This is a genomic window from Paenibacillus antarcticus (assembly GCF_001637225.1).
Lineage (GTDB): Bacteria > Bacillota > Bacilli > Paenibacillales > Paenibacillaceae > Paenibacillus_AQ > Paenibacillus_AQ antarcticus.
Genome location: NZ_LVJI01000019.1, coordinates 32,162 through 48,993 on the forward strand (window position 1 = coordinate 32,162; position 16,832 = coordinate 48,993).

At 42.0% G+C, this 16,832-nt stretch carries 11 protein-coding genes; 9 read left to right on the plus strand and 2 right to left on the minus strand.

The features are described 5' to 3' along the window. Window positions 1–12 precede the first annotated feature (12 nt). The 3 genes from PBAT_RS14860 to PBAT_RS14870 all read left to right on the plus strand — a co-directional run bounded on the left by PBAT_RS14860 (window position 13) and on the right by PBAT_RS14870 (window position 7,022). The gene (locus PBAT_RS14860; protein WP_068650753.1) at window positions 13–1,038 is read left to right on the plus strand and encodes a DUF4179 domain-containing protein; all 1,026 of its coding nucleotides are present in this window, start codon (window positions 13–15) and stop codon (window positions 1,036–1,038) included. A 252-nt stretch (window positions 1,039–1,290) separates the two neighbouring features. Next, window positions 1,291–6,372, plus strand: coding sequence for an AAA family ATPase (locus PBAT_RS14865; RefSeq protein WP_068650754.1), 5,082 nt, complete (start codon window positions 1,291–1,293; stop codon window positions 6,370–6,372). Beyond that, entirely contained in the window at window positions 6,369–7,022 is a 654-nt protein-coding gene (locus tag PBAT_RS14870; protein ID WP_068650755.1) for a response regulator transcription factor, read from the plus strand. Before PBAT_RS14865 ends, PBAT_RS14870 begins: the two co-directional genes overlap by 4 nt. A gap of 10 nt (window positions 7,023–7,032) precedes the next feature. On the opposite strand, the gene PBAT_RS14875 is transcribed toward PBAT_RS14870, so the two are convergent. Both PBAT_RS14875 and PBAT_RS14880 read right to left on the minus strand, forming a co-directional pair. Then, window positions 7,033–8,400 (minus strand): sensor histidine kinase, encoded by a 1,368-nt coding sequence (locus PBAT_RS14875; RefSeq protein WP_068650756.1) that lies wholly within the window; start codon window positions 8,398–8,400, stop codon window positions 7,033–7,035. Beyond that, on the minus strand, window positions 8,378–9,115 hold the full coding sequence (locus PBAT_RS14880; protein WP_068650757.1) for a response regulator transcription factor: 738 nt from the start codon (window positions 9,113–9,115) through the stop codon (window positions 8,378–8,380). Before PBAT_RS14880 ends, PBAT_RS14875 begins: the two co-directional genes overlap by 23 nt. A gap of 160 nt (window positions 9,116–9,275) precedes the next feature. Here PBAT_RS14880 and PBAT_RS14885 point away from each other — a divergent pair, with 160 nt between their 5' ends. The 6 genes from PBAT_RS14885 to PBAT_RS14910 all read left to right on the plus strand — a co-directional run bounded on the left by PBAT_RS14885 (window position 9,276) and on the right by PBAT_RS14910 (window position 16,831). Then, entirely contained in the window at window positions 9,276–9,950 is a 675-nt protein-coding gene (locus tag PBAT_RS14885) for a hypothetical protein (protein WP_068650758.1), read from the plus strand. A gap of 262 nt (window positions 9,951–10,212) precedes the next feature. Then, entirely contained in the window at window positions 10,213–11,535 is a 1,323-nt protein-coding gene (locus PBAT_RS14890; protein ID WP_068650759.1) for an MFS transporter, read from the plus strand. Continuing rightward, window positions 11,507–12,418: a polysaccharide deacetylase family protein gene (locus PBAT_RS14895; RefSeq protein WP_084403110.1), complete on the plus strand. Its 912-nt coding sequence runs from the start codon at window positions 11,507–11,509 to the stop codon at window positions 12,416–12,418. The genes PBAT_RS14890 and PBAT_RS14895 overlap by 29 nt, the downstream gene beginning before the upstream one ends. A gap of 267 nt (window positions 12,419–12,685) precedes the next feature. Next, window positions 12,686–13,090: a DoxX family protein gene (locus tag PBAT_RS14900; RefSeq protein WP_068650761.1), complete on the plus strand. Its 405-nt coding sequence runs from the start codon at window positions 12,686–12,688 to the stop codon at window positions 13,088–13,090. A 325-nt stretch (window positions 13,091–13,415) separates the two neighbouring features. Beyond that, window positions 13,416–15,041 carry a response regulator transcription factor gene (locus tag PBAT_RS14905; RefSeq protein ID WP_068650762.1) on the plus strand — a complete coding sequence of 542 codons (1,626 nt, stop codon included), beginning with the start codon at window positions 13,416–13,418 and terminating at the stop codon, window positions 15,039–15,041. 2 nt (window positions 15,042–15,043) lie between these two features. Beyond that, window positions 15,044–16,831, plus strand: a complete 1,788-nt coding sequence (locus PBAT_RS14910) for a cache domain-containing sensor histidine kinase (protein ID WP_068650763.1) — start codon at window positions 15,044–15,046, stop codon at window positions 16,829–16,831. Window position 16,832 lies beyond the last annotated feature (1 nt).

Consider the following 16,832-nt stretch of genomic DNA (forward strand, 5'->3'; position numbering starts at 1 on the left):
GGAGTGAAACGTTTGTCATTGTATAAAGAGCTAAATGATATAAACATGGATTTAGATGCATATGAAGAACTGGAACTCACAAGCTTTCAAAAGAAGAAATGGGAAAGTCGTATATTAAAGAAAATCAGAAGTCATAAGACCAATCATAAGAAAAAGCTTGCGGGATTGGCGGTAGTGGTTGTTCTAGCAACAGGAATTTCATTAAGCTCGGGGATTGTATCTTTTGCGAATGTACCGTTTATTGGAGGTTTAATCGAAGGGTACGGGGGTTTTGAAAGTCAGAAAAAAATGGATTATACCCCGTATAAAACAGAGATTGGGACTACTGCTGAAAATGAGTACGGAAAATGGACTTTAAATGAAGTCATGATAGATAGTGGTCGATTACTGATCAGTTCAACTTTTGAGCCGGCAAAAGAGGTGGATTTCAATTATCAAATGCATCCAATGCCAAAAGTATTGATGAATGGTCAGAATCTAACCTCAGGTACAGGCGGGCAATCTATAGAAATAAATGACTCGAAGTATACGATTTACAATGAAGTTAGAATGAATGAGATTCCTATCGGTGAAACGATTCAATTTCATATTACCTACGATAACATAGACTGGAGTGCAGATAAGAAAGAGGTACCGGTGGGCGTAGCTATGGACCAGCCTTGGGTATTTGATATCAATGTTCCAACGGAACAGTTAGCGGCAACAAGTAGAACGATTCAATTCAATCAGGAAGTACCACTTGAAAACGGATATTTCATTCGCTTAGATAAACTGGTGGTGACACCGAGTTCAACGATCCTTTATTATGATTGGCCAGAACAAGCGAACCACATTGCATTTAAGATTGTAAGTGAGTCAGGAGTTGAAATACTGCCTGGTTCCGCCACTATCAGTGATGAAGAACAAACGTATAACCGATATTCATCCATAGACTTACAAGCAGAGAAGTATTATTTAGTTCCGTATGAGACGTCAACAAACACTCATGCTATTGATCCAGGGAAAGTGCCTGAATTGTCTATCCCTATCAATCCATAGCGGGTGTTTCCCACATTCGAGAGATGATAATCCACAACTAATAGGTTGTGGATTTTTGCTGTCTTTAGTATTGCAAACATGGAGAGCTTGTAATAACTATTCAATAGAATTATTTGACTATAAATTCTATTTTTTCATATGACATAATTTGTGTAATCTAATCAACTTTAAGTGTTAGTGCAACTCGTTCCAATGCTATAATTTGTTATAGAGAGTTCTAGTCACATATATGCAACTGGGGAGTGCGATTTCATGATCGAGATATCAGGGTATCAAACAATAGATGTCATAAGTGATAACGGCGATATAAAGCTATATAGAATGTTACGGCGAAAGGACAGTCTTAGCGCCATCGGCATGACGACATGCGACGAATATCCAGGAGCTGCTATGGTTGAATCTTTTCAGTATGCGTATGACATGCTTAGGAGATTGGATGGGCGAGGCGTAATAGAAGCATATAGCTTGTTGATCGTGGCGGATAGACCTATCCTGCTTCTACAAGATATCGGGGGAACTACGCTAGATTTGGTATTACGTACACGCGTCAATAGGTTAGAGCTCCCCACGCTTCTCCGAATTGCTATAAATATAGCTAGTTGTCTTATGCAGATACATCGCGAGAAAATAACACTTAACGAAATAACTCCCTTTAACTTGATCGTAAATCCCAACACATTCGAAGTAAAGTTTTTCGATATTCGAATGTGTTCAACGGACTTGGATAGCGGTCCAGTGTCGTTGTTACGTGATCGTCCTGAACGCCTATTATCTTACATTTCTCCTGAACAAACGGGTAGGACAGGAATGACGCCTGATTATCGCTCCGATTTCTATTCGCTTGGGATCGTCTTATATGAGTTGTTGTCGGGTAGCCTCCCTTTTGAGGTAAAGGATGTACTGGATATTGTATACCGACACTTAGCTATGAGTCCTGATTCTCTTCACCATCGCTGCCCCTCTATACCTGAATTTGTCTCTGACATTATCGGTAAATGCATAGAGAAGATGCCTGGGGCGAGGTATGCCAGCGCGTTCGGGGTCAAGTCGGATCTGGAAGCGTGTCTGGTCCGATGCCAAGCACCAGAGGAAGTAGAATTCTTTGCGCTAGCAAGCAGAGATATTCCAGAGCGATGGGTTCTCCCCACTCACTTCTACGGACGAGATACTGAACAACGTAACCTGATAGAAGCATTAATGCGAGCGTCGGATGGAGCAGCAGAGGTGTTCTTGGTCAGTGGGAACGGGGGGATTGGAAAGACTTCCTTTGTAAAAGAAACCTTCCGAAAAGTGGCTCCATTCAAAGGTTTATTCGCCATGGGTAAGTTCGATACCCATCATACTGCCCCTCCATATGATATATGGATTCAAATCATCGAGGAGTTGGTTGATCAGCTGCTGATGGAAAGTGACATGCAAGTGGAAGTGTGGAAATTGAGAATTATGAGAGCAGTGGAAGGTTACGGACAACTGTTGCTCGAACGGGTTCCTAAGCTGGAATTGCTGATTGGCCAACAGCCATTTGTGCAGTCAATACCACCAATGGATGCTCAGAACCGATTTCACCTGATTATGAACCGATTTATCCAGTTGTTCCTTGATCGGGATCGGCCCTTGGTTCTATTTCTAGATGATCTTCAGTGGGCGGATGAAGCATCGCTTCAATATCTTGCGTATCTTTTGGATGACAGGTCGACCAAACATCTATTAGTTGTGCTAGCTTATCGAGATGGAGAAATATCGTCGTTACATCCGCTGAATCGGCTGAAGAAGCATCTGAAAGAACGTAACACGGTGATGAGTAGTATACATTTGAAGGCTCTTGAACGAGCGGATCTAAATCAGCTGTTACGTGATGTAATGCATGACGAAGTAGCCGAAACAGATGAACTCGCTGAGGTTTTACTTTATAAGACAGAAGGTAACCCATTCTTTCTCAACCAGTTCCTGCAAGATTTGATCGACGATAAACAAGTAACCTTTGTTGAATCAGATCGATCCTGGCAATGGAATTTACAAGGCATTAGAGAAATGAACGTCCCGGATGATGCGGTTGCTTATCTATCGAATAAATTGGAACTTTTTCCGACTCATACGGTGTATGCGCTTGGTCGATCCGCATTTCTAGGCAGTAGCTTTGATCTGGAAATGCTCTCTATTATTACGGAACTTCCTTTACATGAACTTTCGGAAGTGTTAAGTATTGCGGTACGGGAACATTTACTCCAACCGCTTAGTAGCGAGAATGGCAATAAGTATAAATTTCAGCATGATCGCATTCAACAAGCTGCCTATGCTCTTGTTCCTGAAGTCGAGCGTCTCGATCTACATCTGAGAATCGGATCTGTATTGAAGGAGCAATTGAATATTGGCGATGATGCCAAGTTATTTCAAGTCGTTCACCATTTGAATCAAGCATGGGAGCGACTAGATCGACCTGAGCAGAAGCTGGAATTAGTGGCGTTGAATCTACAGGCATGCTTAAAGGCAAAGCAATCGACAGCATATGAGACATCATTGGGCTATATACGTTATGCTACAACATTGTTGGGAGTTGAAAGTTGGAATGAGAACTATACGCTTTCCTTCCAAACATTCAAAGAACAGGCCGAGTTAGAATATTTATGCGCCCATTTTGAGAGGGCTAACGATTTGTTTCATCTTTTGATGAGCAAAGCAAAGACGAATTTGGATAAAGCACTTGTCTGCACCATCAAGATTCAATTAGAGTCGACCAACGATAACTATGAAGAGGTTATTTCCTTGGGGCATATAACGTTGCAATTATTGAATGTACGTCATAATTTTGAGCCGAGCTCGTTCGGATTGACTCTTCAATGGCTGCGATTGAGTCGAAAGATTCGGAAATATCCGTTTGATTCACTGAATCATCTACCACCTATGACGGATGAAATGCGCAAAGTAGCCATGTCCGCATTGGTGCATACAGCTAATGCCTGCTTTTTTGTAAACAAGAAGGGTTGGCTTGCTTCTACGTTCACAATGGTCGAAATGACACTGGAATACGGCATGACACCTGAAGCTTCCATCGGGTTTGTAGGTTATGCCATGTTTCAATATTTCCAACTTCGTCATGATGAAGAGGCATTCAAGTGGGGGATGTTGGGTTGTAGCTTATCTAAGCCGTATCCGGCGATACATGTTAAAACACTAACTTCATTCTCTATATGTTCTGGTAGCTGGCGACGTTATGATCCTACAATGCTTAATACATTTACTGAACATGCCGGTAAAGTAGGATTAGAATCAGGTGATTTATGGCAGGGAAATCAGAGTGTTCTGGTGAATTGTGCACTGCTTCTACAATATGGGCACCCCCTTGGAAACATTTATGATCGGTTAATTGCACAATCAGGTGATTTCCAACGGCACAATAACAGTCTTCATTGGAAGCAAGCCACCGTATTTGTTGCTCTTCTTACTAGATTGACGGGAAACCGCAGACCAGATGATCCATTCGAGGCAACAGATATTAGTAACAGGGAATTTGCTGAATCGGTTCACGGTGACGAATTTCACATGATTGAGGAGCTTGTCTGCACGCTTCAGTACTTACCGGGGTATTTATTCGGTCAATATGAGGAAGCGAAAAAGGCTTTGATGAAGGCTGCTACCATTCTAGAGTCACGTAAAGATAACATTGACTATTCCGTTCAATATACATATGAATCACTCGTGTGGGCACAGCTTTATGAGGAAGCTGCTGCCCAAGAACAGCGTGAATATAGAGCTCATTTACGCAAACGTCTGAAGACAATGAAGAAATATGCGAAACGTTCCCCAGAGAATCATCTGCACAAATATCTGCTGATCAAAGCTGAAATAGCTCGGTTGGCTCGAAAGAATAGACAAGCAGAAGAACTATATGAACAATCCATTGAGATGGCCCGGAAGTACGGTTACATCCATGATTTGGCTATGACTGCTGAATGTTACGGCAAACACGCTCTTCGTCAAGGTAAGTTAGGTCTCGCCAAGACCTATATGACAGAAGCGTATGAAGCTTACTTAAAGTGGGGGGCGCTTGCGAAAGTAGCTGATGTGGAACAAAAATATGGGCATCTTCTGCTTGCGAGAAGAGCGTCAGGACTGGAAAACGTTGATTATCTCTCTGTCGTTAAGTCTGTACAAGCTTTATCAGGTGAGATGGAGATGAATCGGCTGCTGGATACACTGATGCGAATGATGTTCCACAATGCGGGGGCAGACGCTGGAGCGCTTATTTTTGACCATGAGGGTAGATGGGTTGTTGAAGCCTACGGAACATCTGAGGAAATTCACATTAAGTCGCTACCATTTGAGGAAGATTCAGAATTATTTCCAGCGGCAATTATCGGATACGCGGCAAGGACGCAAGAAGAGGTCGTGTTGCATGATGCGGCTACAGAGGGAATGTTTGCACGAAATCCGAATGTCAGAAAAAGAGGGTTGAAGTCGGTACTCTGCCTCCCAATTATGTATCAGAATAAGTTGATTTGTCTGTTATATCTGGAGAACAAATTATCATCTGGCGTATTTACGCCAGAACGCTTAGATGTGTTGAAGCTGTTAGGCTCTCAATGCGCGATCTCCATTGCAAATGCTAAGCTTTACTCGGGTATCCAATATCTTAAGGATAGCTTGGAGGATCAAGTGGAAGAGAGGACTCAGAGTCTAGAGAGATCGATGCGAGAGGCTTCAGCGGCTCTGGCTGAAGTGTCCATCTATGAAGAACGCAATCGTATTGCCCAAGAAATTCATGACATTGTAGGACATACACTCACATCTACAATTCTTCAAATTGAGGCAGGTAAGCGGCTGTTACATAAGAATATGGAGGGTGGTGTTCAGCGACTGAATGAAGCACAGGATCTTGTTCGTCACAGTCTGAATGAAATACGTGGATCTGTCCATATGTTGAAGGAAGACAAGTATGCTGACCTTAAAGAAATGTTGAATCAGCTGATTCGAGATGCGCAGCGGAATACTGGGGTTGTCATTCATGCAGAAATTCAGGATTTTCCAGATTTGTCGAAAGCCCATAAGAAGGCCATCTATCATGCACTACAGGAGGGTTTGACGAATGGCATTCGTCATGGTGGAAGCAAGGTGTTCTACTTTAGTCTAGAGCTTGTCGGGTCATGCCTACAATTTAAGCTCGAAGATCGTGGTGTAGGTGCAAGTAATATTGTCATGGGATTTGGATTGAAAGCAATGAAAGAGCGTGTTGAGCAGCTGGAAGGTAGATTATCAATCGATGCGCAGTCTAACCAAGGCTGTTTACTAAGGATCGATCTACCGTATCCAATACGATGGATGGGGGATAGGAAATGAGAAAGATAACAATTGTAGTCGCCGACGATCAGATGCTGACGCGTGAAGGACTCCGCACGATTCTAGATTTGGAAGATGATTTCGAAGTAGTTGGCGTTGCTAAGAACGGAGAAGAGGCCTGCAAGTTAGCAGAAGCACTTCTTCCCGATCTCGTACTGCTTGATATTCAAATGCCAGTCATGGACGGAATTACTGCATTGAAGCGAATAAAACGTAGCTGTCCTAACATATTTGTCCTAATATTAACAACCTTTATAGAAGCAGACTATATTGTAGAAGGAATGGCCCATGGAGCAAGTGGCTATATGTTGAAAGATATGGATGCAGATAAAATGATCACCGCAATCCGTGATACGGTATCAGGTCAATTTATTCTTCCCGCTGCGGTCGCTGCTAAATTGGCTGCAAGGATGAATCTATTTAATAAAGATTATGAAGATTGGCAAAGCCCGAGACTAGATCTCGTCAAGTTGACAGAGCGGGAAGAGGAGTTAGCACAGCTTATTATCCGTGGACTGAACAACCGTGAGATTGCTGATGAGCTGCAGATCGCTGAAGGTACAGCTCGGAACTATATCAGTAACCTCTATGGGAAATTGGAGGTTGTTGACCGGGCCCAAGCGATGGTTCGTCTTCAAACGTTAATCTGAGGATTCGGCGCTATGTGGATATTAGGTTAGGGAACCCAATCGAGATCACCGCTCCACCTTCTCGACGGTTACCTGCAGTGATCAGACCTCCGCAGCGCTCAACAATGGCACGTGATATAGCTAATCCAAGTCCCGACTCACCATCTTTTCCTTTTACAAACCGGTGGAATAGATCAGGAAGTAAATCTTCCGATATTCCAGGGCCATCATCGCTAATGGAGATTTCAACGCGTCCATTCTTGATTGCAGCATGGATATAAATCTGTTGATTCGCATATCGAGTGGCATTAGAGACCACATTGATAAGTGCTTGTAACAGTTTATCGCTATCGGCTTGGATCGTGAGTGGTTCGTGATCATCGTATGACGTATAAAGAGTCAGTCCTTTCTTTATCAAAAGAGGGTTCATACGTTCAATCGTTTCTATCAGCAAGTCCTTCAGACAAATCACTGAGGGTTTAAATATATCTTCCTCGCTATCGAGCTTTGCAAGTAGGGTCATTTCCGTAACGATTTTCTTCAATCGACTGCTCTCACTCATAATAATATCGAGACCTTTATGGATATCCTCCCCTTCAAAAACACCGTCCTTGATCCCTTCGGCATAACCCGAGATGGACATTAAGGGAGTCTTTAATTCATGAGAAGCATTCTGGAAGAACTGTTTCTGTACGTGATTATATCGTTTTAATTCACCAGCCATATCATAGACCGATTGAGCGACAGAGCCTATCTCTCCGCCAGCCTTGATTAGCTTAACATCTTCAAAGTGACGATCTTTTACCTTTTTGAGTTCCTCCCGTAGTCTGAGCAGAGGTTGGATCAGCTTTTTTGTAATAAATAGACTAAGCAAGAACATTAGGGCCCCCGCTACACAGACAACGATAAGTAGTCTCTTAAGCAGAGCTTGTTCGATCGTTTTGACTTTACTAACAGGCGTAAGGAGGGTCAATGTTCCTTGAGGCGTTGTATTCACTTCAGTAATGTACCGTGTATCTGTCCCGTTCCAAATGTTTTGCAGACTTGATATCTCACTGGATACAGCTAAAGGTCCGGCATTTATCTCAATGTTGATGTCTTCCATAGGTACTGATCTGGACACGACCTTTCCTGTCTCATCAGTAAGAATAGCCTCTACACTTGCAGCTGCAGGATATACGATCATTGGTAATGAGACGACTTTATCTAGGAAGATCATATTGTTCATATTTTCCTGACTCAATGAGGCTGTCATTGCAGCGCTCATTGTCTTTAAATCTTCTTTTTGGGTTGCGATAAAATGGTCTAACAGCACATGATGGATCACGACAGCCGTAACGGAAAGAACCAGTACTAGCGCGATACCAAAGGCTAAATTAATTTGATGTACTAGCTTCATCCGTCTGTTCGCCCTCCTCTGCTCTCATGCGATATCCATGTCCCCATACCGCTTCGATCGGCACATCTTCTAACTTTTTACGCATCCGCTTAATCAAATGATCGACAGCGCGATCACTTCCGAAGTAATCGTTTCCCCATACGAATGTTAGAAGCTCGTCTCTCGTAAAAGCGCGATTAGGGGAGTCGGCAAACACTTTTAGCATAGTGAACTCTTTGCTGGTAAGGTCCACTTCTTCTCCACACCAGAATGCACGCCTTTCCTCTAATAGCAGTTGTAGATGGCCGACTTCAAGACGAGCCGGGATTATTGGGAGGATGGATCCTTCGGTCGGACTACTCATTTTATACGTTCGTTGGAGTTGTCTTTTTATGCGTGCTACTAGCTCTCTGGGGCTGAATGGCTTGACCATATAATCGTCGCTTCCAAGTTCCAGACCTAATATTTTATCCACTTCATTGTCCCTCGCAGAAATCATAATAATAGGCACCTCTGCCTCATGGCGGATTCGTCTACAAAATTCGTAACCGTCCATGCCAGGAAGCATGATATCGAGTACCCACATGTCAGGCGGATTGGTTTGCCACAAAGTCCATGCCTCTTCCGCACTACCGAGGCCAATCGTTTGGTAATTTTCCTTTATTAAATAGGCTTCTACAAGATTACGTATATGTTGATCATCATCGACTACGGCGATGAGATAGTCTTTATTCATTTAGATACCTCCAGATTATTTCTTTCATAAGTATATCAAGTTGTGGGTGGGTATAGAGCTCTGCCATCGTTTTTCCACATTTTAACCAATGTTCTGCCACACCCTTCTTGTAAGCTTGGGTTTGTAAGATAATTTGATTGAGAAGAGGAGTGTTGTATTTATGAATCATCAACTGAGATTTAAGAAACTAGCATTGTCCGCCCTTTTAGTGTCTGCAGTTGCCGTCCCAACCGTAACGAACGCAGCTAGCGAACCTAAGGACGCCAGCCCGAAAGTCTTATCAAAGGCGATCACTAGCGCTCCAGCAACTAGTGTATTAGCTTCAGTTACAACCGTTGCGAGCGCATGGGCTGATCCCCTTGAACTAGCGAGCACTTACGCACCTACTACGTTAGAAGACTGGAAGAAAACAATAGAGCAATATAAGAAGGTAGTTGGAGAAACGAACAGTGTGCATTATTCCATCGATATGGATAAGGCAGGCATTAAGCTGGATCAAGCATTTGAGCTAGCTTCATTGGAGCCAACAGCTGTAGAAATTATTTCAGCCACACCTGCGGTAATTGGAGAAACGAGCAATATGCAGTATTTCATTGATATGGATAAGGCGAGCATTAAGCTTGATAAAGCTTTTGAGATAAATATGTCCGAAGCGATCGCTATGGAAAGCACGATGGCATTACCGATCAGCGAAGCAGATCAAGCCTTTCTCGAAGCTCAATTTGCTCTAAACGACGCAGTTAAATCCAAAGATTCCGCTGTAATTAAGAAAGCGTTAGCTAAGCTGTTGGTAGAGTATAAGCAGCAGATCGCAGAGTACACAACAGCGAAGTAATGAATTAAATAGATATAGAGAGAAGAATGCTTTAGCAGTATATTCAAGGAGATATTGAATATTAGGCAATTCCTATTTCAGCCATATGGTTGGAGAGGGATTGCCTTATTTGGTGTGTGGAGAGATATAACAGAGACAGAAGCTTGGTTTTATGGGTAGGAATAGGTGAATTTACAGGGGCAGTAAATAAATATGGCGAAAAATTCCACCAATTGAATATAATAGAGTAGGGTTTCTTACCACACTTGGAGGAGGTATGTTCATGAAAGGTAAATGGATCAATTCACCTTACACATTCGCATTAGGGATGTTTGCGATGATGGTTCCTAGTCAGGCATTTAGTTCATTTTATAGCTACTTCTATGTTGAAAAGCTAGGACTTGGGATTGGGCTCGCAACACTAGCACGTATGATCTTCCTCATATGGGATGCTGTAAACAATCCATTATTCGGTTATTGGTCCGATCGTACAAATACCCGCTACGGACGCCGCAGACCTTGGGTATTCGGTTCGATACCGTTATTTATGCTGGCATTCGTACTGGTGTTCTCACCTCCAGGAGGTTTATCGGAGAATGGATTATTTGTATGGTTCCTAGTGACACTTATTCTCTATGAGGCTGTAGCTACGGTACTCTGGGTGAACTACGGAGCATTACTTCCTGAGCTCTTTCGGGGAGATCGCATTCGAGCGAAGGCTTCTGCCATACAGCAGGGTTACCAAGTCGTCGCATTGTTAATTGCTACCGCATTATCCCCAATGATTTATGCTGCAATCAACTTTTCCAATATGGCCATTGTGTACGCATGTGTCTTTGGTATTTTTATGTACATCTGTATGATGAATGTTCAAGAGAAGAAAGAGACAAATGTAGGCGAGCCATTGAAGCTGATTCCAGCCTTCCGAGAGACGTTTCGCAATAAGAAGTTTTGGGTGTTTAATATTTCGAACTCATTCGCCCAAACAGTAAATGGACTTGTTAGCTCAATGATTCCTTTTTATGCAAAATATGTACTACATATCTCAGAAGCACAAGTGGCGATATTGATGGCATCTGTCTTCGTCTCGGTCATTCCATTAGTATTCGTATGGTATTGGATCATTCGGACAATGGATGGGGTTAAGGCATGGCGATTATCACTTATCGTATATGGTATTTCCGTGATTCCGCTGTGGTTCGGTTATGATCTTATAAGTGGTGTGGCGGCAGGTATTGCTGTTGGCTTCGGTCTGGCAGGTTTCCTAGTGACTCCTGCGATCGTTGGTGGAAGAATCATTGATGAAGATGCGGATAACACAGGACTTCGAAGAGAAGGTATCTATACGGCAGTCAGTGGATTCATAACTCGTTCAAGTGGACTCATATCGGCGCTAGCCTTTTTCGTTGTAGGTTTGATATTCGGCTATCAAAGTGGCGATAATCCAGGTTCGGACCCTGAGTCGACATTCCGGTATTTAGTTAGTGTCGTTCCGCTATGTTTACTTGCAATATCCGTGATCATATCATTCACAATCAAATTTAAATTTAAGGAACCGTTGAGAGGTGACTATGACCATGAGCAGAAGATTAATCATCAACTGTGATGATTTCGGACAAAGCCCCCCTATGAACCAAGCTATCATGCACCTATTAGAAGAGGGCAAAGTATCATCAGCAACGATTATGGCCGTTGCTCCAGCGTTTGAGGAGGCTGCGGCTTGGAGTGCTCGTCGGCGTCAACCCAATGTGGGAATTCATCTGACGATGACAAGTGAATTCGATAAGCTACGTTGGAGTAGCTTAACAGGACATCCATCACTGCATGATGAAAGTGGACATCAATATAAGACGGTGAAGGAATTCGAATTGGGGTCACAGACAAAGGCTGTAGTGAAGGAGATCGACGCACAGTATCAGCGAGTAAAGAAGTCCGGCATTGTGATTAGTCATGTAGACAACCATATGGGAAGTCTATATGGAATGGAGACGGGGCGTAGCCTGATTCCGCAGGCCCTCTGGAAGACTACACGTTGGGGATTACCTTCACGGTTATTTCGTTATATTTATGTAGAGGATCCACTCCTTGGATCGCTTAAGAATATCGAGTGTCCGGTCGCGCTTGCATCGGGATTGGCGGATACACTTGGGGTCCAGATTCCTGACTACCTATTGTCGCATCCTTTTCATATCCTAGAGGGAGAGACCTATGACAGCTTCAAGCAGTCGATCATCGAGAAGTTATATAAGCTTCCTGAGGGTGTAAGTGAAACGTATATCCATCCAGGAATGGAAGACTCGTGGATGCTAGCGAATATTCCAGATTGGGAGAAGCGGGTATGGGAGTCTCGCTTGCCCTTCGATGATGATTTTGCTTATGCGATACGAGATGCTGGAGTTATCTTAACAGACTACCGATATGTACAGGAGCAACTTAAAAGTCCACGCTTACCCGCAGCATTTAGGCTGCTAAGGGAACTGATGAAATAAGATGAATACTTTATCATGTACACCATAGCGAAATAATATAAGGGTATAGCCTATAAAAAAGATCTGAATATATTTCAAATAGAAAATAAAAATACGCATTTAAAATATATTTTCATTGACACATCTATTTGCTGTACGTTATATTTCTAATATAAATATTATATTCTTATGAATTATTAATATTGAAGGAACAAGGAGGGTAACCTAATCAAATTCAGCTATTGTAGCGGAATCAACACAACTAAGATAATAAGGGGAGAATAAATAATGACAAGAATAGCAGTAGTATCAACAATCATGCGTGTAGTGATGGGGATTTTATTCCTAGCTCATGGAATTAGTAAATTGCAGATGGGTCTAGGGAATGTGGAGGCATGGTTTGGATCTTTGGGTTTACCTGGAGTGTTGGCGTACGGGGTGGCTATCCTTGAACTTGTTGGAGGTATTATGCTTATTATTGGCCTCTTTACGAGATATGTATCAGCGTTATTTACGATCATGTTAATCGGAGCGATTGTGACAACGAAACTTTCTGCAGGGCTGCTTGGACATGATCAGATGGTAGGATATGAGATGGAGTTGTCTTTTATGTTAGTGACGCTTTATTTGACAGTTGCGGCACATACACCGTTATCTATGGATCAAGTCTTGCTTAAAAAACGCAGCGCATAAATAAAAATTGTCAATTCGAACACTTAATTGATAAAGGCGACTTCCCATTCCATTGAATGAAAGTCGCCTTTATTCATGTTCTTCTCATATACTGTCTTTCTTCATTAGTGAAAAGGATCCACCGATTCTATCTTGATGGATTATGAATACCGTTAACTAATTCTTTTTATAGGAAAAACTTACCTTATATTGTATATTGATAAAATAGAATGAAAAGGGTTTAAAAAGATATGATTTTTCTTATAGATTCATTTATGGAAAGACTAGGGCGGGTATTATGATATGAGTCTTCTTGAACTTATCCCAACAGATTGGAGAGGGTTCGATGTACAAAGTGATTATAGTCGATGATGAAGCGGTAGTCCGGCTCGGATTGAAAAATACGATTAATTGGAATGAGCACGGCTTCGAATTGATTGGCGATTATGCCAACGGTCGAGAGGCTTGGGACGCGGTAGAACTAGACAGACCTGAGTTAGTCATTTCAGACATTAGCATGCCATTCATGGATGGATTAGAGTTAGCAGGATTGATTTCATCACAATTCCCCTACATAAAGATCATTATATTAACAGGTTTTGACGAATTTGAGTATGCACAGCAAGCAATCCGATTGAAAGTATCTGACTTCATCTTGAAGCCCATCACAGCACAAGAAATACGAATGCTTCTCGACCGTGTTAGAGCAGAGATGGATGAGGAAAAACAACGTCGAGAGGATCTCAGTAGGTTGAATAATCAACTAAAGCAGAGCCTTCCGCTACTTAAGGAGCGATTCCTTGAACGATTAGTTGCTGTAGGTCTAGGTAAGGAAGAAATCGAAGAGCGATTCACCTATTTCAATCTCCCTCCGGTATCACCCTTTTATTTGGTAATGGTGGTAGATATCGATGATTTCGGAGATCGAGAGCTTATTTCTTATGAACACGATGCAGAGTTTCTAAGATTTGCAACATTTGATATTTTCCAAGAGACGTTAAATCGGGATAATGTGCTTACCTTTCGGACTCGTGAGGAACGAATGGTCGCTATTATTTTCGGACAAGTCAATGAGATTCTCTTGTATGAGCAGGTATTTTCTCTTGCTGAGGAAGTCCGTTATCATGTCGAGAAATATTTAAATTTTACGGTTACCGTAGGGATTGGCAGAGTCTGCGCACATGTTGATCAACTTCCAATTTCGTACAAGAGTGCATTGTCTGCACTAGATTATCGTTTTTTATTAGGGAAAAATCGGGTGCTTAGTATTATGGATATTGAGGGCAAGCCATCCATTCAGTTGCCGCTGGTCTTGGACTGGGATCGAAAGCTAGCCACAGCTGTGAAAACAGGAGATCTTCAAGAAGCTTACGAGTTAATCCAAATTGGGGTGGCGGAGCTTAAGACTTCGTTGGTTCCTGTAGAAGCATGCTTACTACAAATGCAGAAGGTTGTTCTGACGCTAATGAACTCTATTCAGGAACTTGTCATTCATGATGCTGAGTTATCCTTCAATCGACAGATAAAACTAATGGATGTGTATAAATTTAAGACGTTGGATGAAGTTGAAGTCTGGTTAAGGGATGTGGTGGGCTCTATTATCTCGACCATTGCAGATAACCGTAATCATCTGACGAACATGCAAATCCATCGTGGTGTAGAGTATATTGATATGAATTATGCTAATGAGAAAATGTCCCTACAGGACTTATGTCGCCATGTCCTGATGAGTACAAGTTATTTCAGCCTTGTCTTCAAACAACATACCGGAGAGACATTTATTGAATATTTGACCAGGGTGAGAATCTCTAAAGCGAAGGAACTTCTTCATAATTCAAAGTTGAAATTATATGAAATTGCAGAGCAAGTTGGATACAAGGACCCAAATTATTTGAGTATTTTATTCAAGAAGCATACCGGAATCACCCCGAAGGACTACCGAGATAATCAAATTAAGGGGAGCGGAGCCTAAAAATGCTCAAGAGACGTTTTCCCATACACTTATTCCCACTCAAGAGCATTCAATCGAATATATCCTTAGCGTTTTCGTTATTGATTCTAGCTGCGATTGTCTTGACAAGTCTAGTGAGCTTTCAGGTATCTGTAACGACTGTCGAGAAGAATTCGAAAGGGTATATTGAAGAGATCATCAAGCAGGTTAACTTAAACATCCAATCTTATGTGGATAATATGGAGAATATTTCGTTGCTTGCACTGACGAATAAGGACGTGAAATATTACATATCTGATAATAGCTTCATTAGTGCAGAGGATCGTCGTACGTATGAGAAGCAAATTTCTGATTTGTTTCAATCGATTCTATATACCCGCAAGGACATCGCATCCATTATGGTATTTGGATACAACGGGCGATTTGTTTCTGACCGTAGAATCACGAGTTTAAATCCAAACACAGATCTACAGGAACAAGAATGGTATCAGATGGCAAGAGCGGCAGGTGGTAAATCTGTCGTCACTGCACCGCATGTGCAGAGTTTGATTAAGAATGAATATCGTTGGGTCGTGTCCTTGAGTAGAGAATTAAAGAGTACAGATGGCATTACAGCAGAGGGTGTATTCCTCGTTGATCTAAACCTAAATGTCATTAATGATATTTGCAGCAACATCAATCTGGGTAAGAAAGGTTACGTCTTCATCGTAGATAAGAATGGGAATATCGTCTATCATCCTCGGCAGCAGCTTATCGACAGTCACTTGAAGACAGAACAAATTACGGATGTGCTTCAGGCTTCAAGCGGAGATTCTTTCATTGTTGACAATGAAGAAGGCAAACGTATCTATTCCATACAGGATACGAACTTCGGATGGAGGATCGTAGGCGTTGCCAATACGGATGATTTGATTACAAGTAAAGATGATCTACGAAATTCTATTATCTTATATTCTTTATATGGTTTAGTTATTCCCGTGCTGATCTCCATATGGTTATCTCATCGCTTATTGATGCCGATCAAAGAACTGCAGTCGGATATGAAGCAGGTAGAGAAAGGTAATTTCAATATTCAGACTGAAATTCGTCAAATGAATGAAATCGGACAGCTGGGTCGATCGTTTAATCTAATGGTCAGTAGAACTAAATTCCTGATGGAGGAGACCATCCAGAACCAAGAAAATAAGCGTAAAAGCGAGTTATTGCTTCTTCAATCTCAAATCAATCCACACTTTCTATACAACACGCTTGATTCTATCGTCTGGATGGCGGAACAGAAACAGCATGAGGAGGTTGTTCTCATGACTTCAGCGCTTGCGAAGTTGTTCCGCGCTAGTATTACGAAAGATCAAGAGTTGGTACCCATTCAAGTGGAGATTGAGCATATTACGAATTATCTACTTATCCAGAAGATGCGTTACAACGATGAACTTAATTATGTGATTGATATCGATGATGATATTCACAGCTATAAGACGCTAAAAATATTACTTCAACCTCTCGTTGAAAATGCGATTTACCATGGTATTCGTAATATGTACGGAATGGACGATGGGGTGATTACGATACGTGGAAGACAATCAGGAGATCAAGTTGTATTTGAAGTTGAGGATAATGGACATGGAATGACACCAGAGCAACAGGGTAGACTTCTCCTCAATAACGATGGAGATAGTCGTACTCAAGGTATCGGTATTCGTAATGTTAACGAGCGTATCAAACTATATTTCGGGCATGAATATGGCATTCAAATCAAAAGTGAGATCGAAGAAGGTACCTGTATTACGATAACGATACCTAAACTCGATTAAG